The sequence below is a fragment of the Halobacterium bonnevillei genome, from assembly GCF_009831555.1.
Classification (GTDB): Archaea; Halobacteriota; Halobacteria; order Halobacteriales; family Halobacteriaceae; genus Halobacterium; species Halobacterium bonnevillei.
In genome coordinates this window covers 1-5,370 of record NZ_WUUU01000194.1, presented here as the reverse complement: position 1 = coordinate 5,370, position 5,370 = coordinate 1, and the positions used below count along the sequence as shown (strand labels likewise).

Sequence of the window (5,370 nt, the reverse complement as noted above, 5' to 3'; positions counted from 1 at the left end):
CGCGGTCGCGGCGGCGGCCGTGGGGCACGCGGTCGACGCGTCAGACCCGGGCCGGCCGCCATCCGGAATAGTGCATTATATCACTGAGTAATCGAACCTAGTGGTATGACCGTGACCGCGATGCTGTCGGTTGCACCGATAGACAGCCCCGAGGTGGACTTCGACGCGGAGATCGCGAACGCCATCGACGCGCTCGAGGACTACGACGTGCGCTACGAGACCCACCCGATGGAGACGACCATCGAAGCCGAATCCCTGGACGAGGTCTTCGCCGCCGCGCAGGGCGCCACCGAAGCAGTGGCCGGCAGCCGCGTCAGCACGAAACTCAAGATCGACCACTTCCGCGAGGAGGACCTCGCCGTCGAGGAGAAAGTCGACCGCGTCGAGACGCACCTCGGCCGGCCGGCCGCCAGCGAGGACGCCCGCGCCGACGAGGTGAGCGACGAATGAGCGACGACCAGCAGCGGTCCTCCTCCCGGCGGCGGTTCGTCGCGACCGTCGGGACCGCGGCCACGCTCGGTCTGGCCGGGTGCGTGGAGACGTCTGACAGCAACGCCGAAACGACGGCCGCGGAGACCACCAGCGAGGGGACGGCCACCACGAGCGGTGGGACGACCGCGACGACGGCCAGCGAGACGCAGTCGCTCAAGATCGGGACGACGCAGGCGTACGTCGACGCCGTGTCGACGAGCGCCGGCGACTGGGTGGAAGAGACCTTCGAGTCCGAGTACGACGTGGACTTCGAGTGGGTCGTCCGGGAGAACGAACTCAACGATTTCATCCAGCGCAAGCAGGAGGGCGTCGAACTCGGCGCGGACGGCTACGTCGGCGTCACGCCGACCGGCCTGGTGCGCGCGGACCGCAACCTCGACGAGTCCCTGTTCGAGGCCTTCGACACGTCCCGGGTCTCCAACAGCGGCGACATCGTGGACGCCTACCGGTTCGACCCCCAGCAGCGCGTGCTCCCGACCGGCGCCTCCTACGTCTGCATCGTCTACGACGAGAACGTCGTCGACGCGCCCGCGACGCTCGAGGACCTGACGAAGGACGCCTGGGAGGGCGAACTCATCCTCCCGAACCCCCAGGACACGGTGACCGGGCTGAGTTTCCTGCTGTGGACCGTCAAGGAGTACGGGACCGACGGCTACCTCGACTACTGGGACCGCCTGATCGACAACGGCCTCCAGACCACGGGGTCGTGGAACGCCGCGTACAGCGCGTACTCCAACGAGGAGGCCGCGATGGTCGTCTCGTACAGCACCGACCAGGTGTACGCGTCCCAGAGCGACGTGGACATGGCGCGCCACCAGATCGCGTTCCCGAACGACCAGGGGTACGCGTACGTCTCCGGGACGGCGCGGTTCGCGGGCTCGGAGAAGGACGACCTCCTGCACACGTTCGCTGACTTCATGCTCGAGGCCGAGACCCAGCGCGAGGTCGCCGTGAAGAACGTCGGCATCCCGACGGTCCAGGACGCCAGCCTCCCCGAGGACATGCAGCAGTACGTCCACACGCCGAAGAATCCGCTGCAGTACGGCTACGAGACGCTCCGGGACAACGCCGACGACTGGCGTGAACAGGTCGCCCAGCGCATCGCCACGCAGTGAGCAGTCGGTGAGTCGGTCGCCGGCCGCGCAGGGCGCCCGACCGCTACGCATATCGTATCTGACAGCATACTACCGTGGCATGAATCCTCGGTCGTATCTCCGGATTGAGGGGCTGGCGGTCTTTGCGCTCGCGGTGTGGAGCTATTTTGCGCTCGACGGACCGCTGTGGCTGTTCGCGGTGCTGGCGCTGGCGCCCGACCTCTCGATGCTCGGCTACCTCGCGGGCCCCGCGTCGGGAGCCAGACGTACAACCTCGCCCACACGTACGCGCTTCCGGCCGTCCTCGGCGCGGCCGGTTTCTGGACCGGCGGCGAGGGCGCGGTGCTCGTCGCCCTCGTGTGGGCCGGCCACATCGGCGCCGACCGCCTCGTCGGCTACGGCCTCAAGTACGAGTCCGGATTCAAGCAAACTCACCTGTCGACGCAGCCCGCGCCGCTGGGGACGCTCGCCGAGTCGGAACACGAGTGACGCCGCGGCCGACGTGCCCGCTTCCCGAACGTCTAAGCGGGCGGGCGTCCGCAGTCGAGACATGACTGCGGCAGCCGACCTGATTCTGCACAACGGCGTCGTCCACGCGCTCGACGGCAGCGGGACGACGTACGAAGCCGTCGCGGTGCGAGACGGGCGCGTCGTCCGCCTCGCCAGCGACTACGACATCGACTTCCTGGCGGACACCGGGACGGACGTCGTCGACCTCGAGGGCCGCGTGCTCCTCCCGGGGTTCGTGGACGCGCACACGCACATGGAGACCGTCGGCCAGTACGGCGTGCACGCGGACCTCCGCGGCGCCAGCGGCCCCAGCGAGGTCACTGACCGCCTCCGAGCGCGCGCCGACGAGACCGACGCCGGGTGGGTGCTCGGGTTCGGGTACGACGAGTCCACGTGGGAGGCCGACGACATCCACCAGTCTGACCTCGACGCCGTCAGCGAGACGCGGCCGGTCGCCGCCGTCCGCGAGGACATGCACACGGCGACCGTGAACGGCGTCGCCCTCGAGGAGTACGACAGCGAGCTGCCGGACGGCGACGTGCTCGGCGACGGCCGCATCGTCGAGGACGCCGTGGAAGTCGTCTACGACGCCACGGACCCGGGACCGGGGGAGACGAAGTCCCTCCTGCGGGCGGCCCAGCGCGAGGCCAACGAGGCGGGCATCACGTGCGTCCACGACATGGTGCGGCAGTCACACGCTCCGCGGGCGTTCCGCGAACTCGACCTCGCGGACGACCTCACGGTGCGCGTGCGACTGAACTACTGGAGCGACCACCTCGACGCCGTCCTCGAGACCGGCCTGCGGACGAACCACGGTTCCGGGATGGTCGAGGTCGGCGGCATCAAGACGTTCACGGACGGGAGCCTCGGCGGCCACACCGCGAAGCTCTCCGAACCGTACGCGGACGCGCCCGACGAGTCAGGCCAGTGGGTGGTCGACCCCGACGAACTGGACGCGATCGTCTCGCGGGCGGACGACGCCGGCCTGCAGGTGACAGCACACGCAATCGGCGACGAGGCAATCGATGCCGTGCTGGACGCCTACGAGGCCACCGGCGACCCTGCCGAGCGTCGCCACCGCATCGAGCACGCCGAACTAGCGAGCGACGACGCCATCGAGCGGATGGCCGAGTCGGGCGTCGTGGCGTCGATGCAGCCGAACTTCCTGAAGTGGGCGGGCGAGGACGGCCTCTACGAGGACCGCCTCGGGACCGAGCGACGGGCGGCGTCCAACAGGTTCCCCGCCTACCTCGAGGCGGGCGTCCCGCTGGCGTTCGGCAGCGACGCGATGCCAATCGACCCACTGCTGGGCGTCCACTTCGCCGTGAACCCGCCCGCGGAGAGCCAGCGGCTCTCGGTCACCGAGGCCCTCCGGGCGTACACGTCGGGCGGCGCGTACGCCGGGTTCCGCGAGGACGAGATGGGGGTCATCGAGACGGGCGCCGTCGCAGACTTCGTCGCCCTGGAGTCGTCGCCGTGGGCGAACCCCGACGCCATCCGGGACATCGACGTGGCGCTGACGGTCGTGGACGGCGACGTCGTCTACCGCGCTGACTGACCGCGCCGCCCGCCCCCGGACGAACTCGCCGGCCGCGCCTACGCCGGGTCGGGCGTCAGCGCGTTCCGGACGACGGCGATGAGCGACACCAGGCCGACGACGACCAGCACCACCCCGATGCCGGTGAGCGTCGCCTCCCCGAACAGGATGAGGGCGTTCCCGACGACCACCGCCACGAGCACCCACACCCGGAGGAAGGTGTCGTAGCGCTTCGGTTCCATGCGCGTGGGTACGCACAACACGGCAAAAACGTTGCTGCGGGTGGCGGCCGCGCTCGAACGGCCAGCGGTCCGCTCCAGTCCGTCCGTGGTCGGCACAGCGGAGTTCCCGGTTTTTGGATGGTCGGTCGCGCCTCCGACGGAACAGATCAGTTCTCAATCGGCTCGTATGCGATTGTTCCCGTCATCCCGCGGCTCGCGTGAGTGGTAGTCGTGTAGTTCCAGTATTGAAGAGAAAAAGTTTTCAATACAGTATTTCGTCGGGTAACGTACTACGGTGACCTGAACGTGGCAAAAATGGATGCGGCGACGTTCGAGACTGACCTGAGTCTCTTCAAGTACGACAACCTCGAACAGCTCCCCCCGGCCTACCGCGACCTCGACGAATCGGAGCGCCGCGAGCGCATCGAGGCGGCGCGCGACGAACTCGGCGACGACGTGGTCGTGTTGGGCCACAACTATCAGCGCCGGGAGATCGTCGAGCACGCGGACTTCGTCGGCGACTCCTACCAGCTCTCGACGGAAGCGGCGAACGCCGACGCCGACTACGTCATCTTCGGCGGCGTGACGTTCATGGCCGAGAGCGCCGACATCATCACGGACGACGACCAGTCCGTCATTCTGCCGTCGATGGAGGCGTCGTGTCCCATGGCGGGGATGGCCGAAGCCCTGCAGGTCGACGCCGCGTGGTCGGACATCACGTCGGCCGCGCCCGACGAGACCATCATCCCCATCACGTACATGAACTCGTACGCCGACCTGAAGGCGTTCTGCGCCGAACACGGCGGCCTCGTCTGTACGTCGTCGAACGCCCACCGCGCGTTCGAGTGGGCGTTCGAGCGCGGGGACAAGGTCCTGTTCCTGCCGGACAAGCACCTCGGGGAGAACACCGCCCACCGCCTCGACATGGCAGACGCGACGGTGGAGTGGGACCCGTGGGCCGCCGACGGGAAGGACGCCGAGGAGGTGGCCGACGCCGACATCGTCCTCTGGGACGGCTACTGCCAGGTCCACGAGCGCTTCACGACCGACCACGTGGACGCGATTCGAGCCGACCACCCCGACGCGAGCGTCGTCGTCCACCCGGAGTGCCGCCGCGACGTCGTCGAAGCCGCCGACGTTGTCGGCTCCACGGCGACGATTACGCAGACAATCGAGGACGCCGACCCCGGCGAGACGTGGGCTATCGGCACCGAAATCCACCTCACGAACCACCTCCAGCGGTGGCACCCCGAGGTCGAGGTGGTGCCGCTGTGCGGCGACGCCTGCATGGACTGCAACGCGATGCGGCAGATCGACCCGAACTACCTCACGTGGGTGCTCGAGGAACTGGTCGAGGGCCGCGAGCGCAACGTGATCGAGGTCGCGCCCGAGGAGCAGGAGCTCGCGCAGGTCGCCCTGGACCGCATGCTGGAGGTGTGACGATGCCCGGCGAACACACCGCCGACGTGCTGGTCGTTGGGAGCGGCATCGCGGGCTGTGCGGCGGCGCTCGCGGC

At 68.8% G+C, this 5,370-nt stretch carries 5 protein-coding genes and 1 pseudogene; 5 read left to right on the top strand and 1 reads right to left on the bottom strand.

Going from position 1 to position 5,370, the window contains the following annotated elements:
* Positions 1 to 105 precede the first annotated feature (105 nt).
* The 4 genes and pseudogenes from GRX66_RS16255 to GRX66_RS16240 all read left to right on the top strand — a co-directional run bounded on the left by GRX66_RS16255 (position 106) and on the right by GRX66_RS16240 (position 3,654).
* The gene (locus GRX66_RS16255; protein WP_159527462.1) at positions 106 to 450 is read left to right on the top strand and encodes a thiamine-binding protein; all 345 of its coding nucleotides are present in this window, start codon (positions 106 to 108) and stop codon (positions 448 to 450) included.
* On the top strand, positions 447 to 1,607 hold the full coding sequence (locus GRX66_RS16250) for a thiamine ABC transporter substrate-binding protein (RefSeq protein WP_159527461.1): 1,161 nt from the start codon (positions 447 to 449) through the stop codon (positions 1,605 to 1,607). The genes GRX66_RS16255 and GRX66_RS16250 overlap by 4 nt, the downstream gene beginning before the upstream one ends.
* A 79-nt stretch (positions 1,608 to 1,686) precedes the next feature.
* Positions 1,687 to 2,075, top strand: a pseudogene (locus GRX66_RS20605) (DUF4260 domain-containing protein).
* A gap of 61 nt (positions 2,076 to 2,136) precedes the next feature.
* Positions 2,137 to 3,654 (top strand): amidohydrolase, encoded by a 1,518-nt coding sequence (locus tag GRX66_RS16240; RefSeq protein WP_159527460.1) that lies wholly within the window; start codon positions 2,137 to 2,139, stop codon positions 3,652 to 3,654.
* Between the two features lie 38 nt (positions 3,655 to 3,692).
* Here the strand turns inward: GRX66_RS16240 and GRX66_RS16235 are convergent, their stop codons facing one another.
* A complete protein-coding gene (locus tag GRX66_RS16235) occupies positions 3,693 to 3,875 on the bottom strand; it encodes a hypothetical protein (RefSeq protein WP_159527459.1) in 183 nt (60 codons plus the stop codon).
* 294 nt (positions 3,876 to 4,169) lie between these two features.
* On the opposite strand from GRX66_RS16235, the gene nadA reads away from it, so the two are divergent.
* Complete coding sequence (gene nadA, locus GRX66_RS16230) at positions 4,170 to 5,294, top strand: quinolinate synthase NadA (RefSeq protein WP_159527463.1); 1,125 nt, start codon at positions 4,170 to 4,172, stop codon at positions 5,292 to 5,294.
* Positions 5,295 to 5,370: the final 76 nt, after the last annotated feature.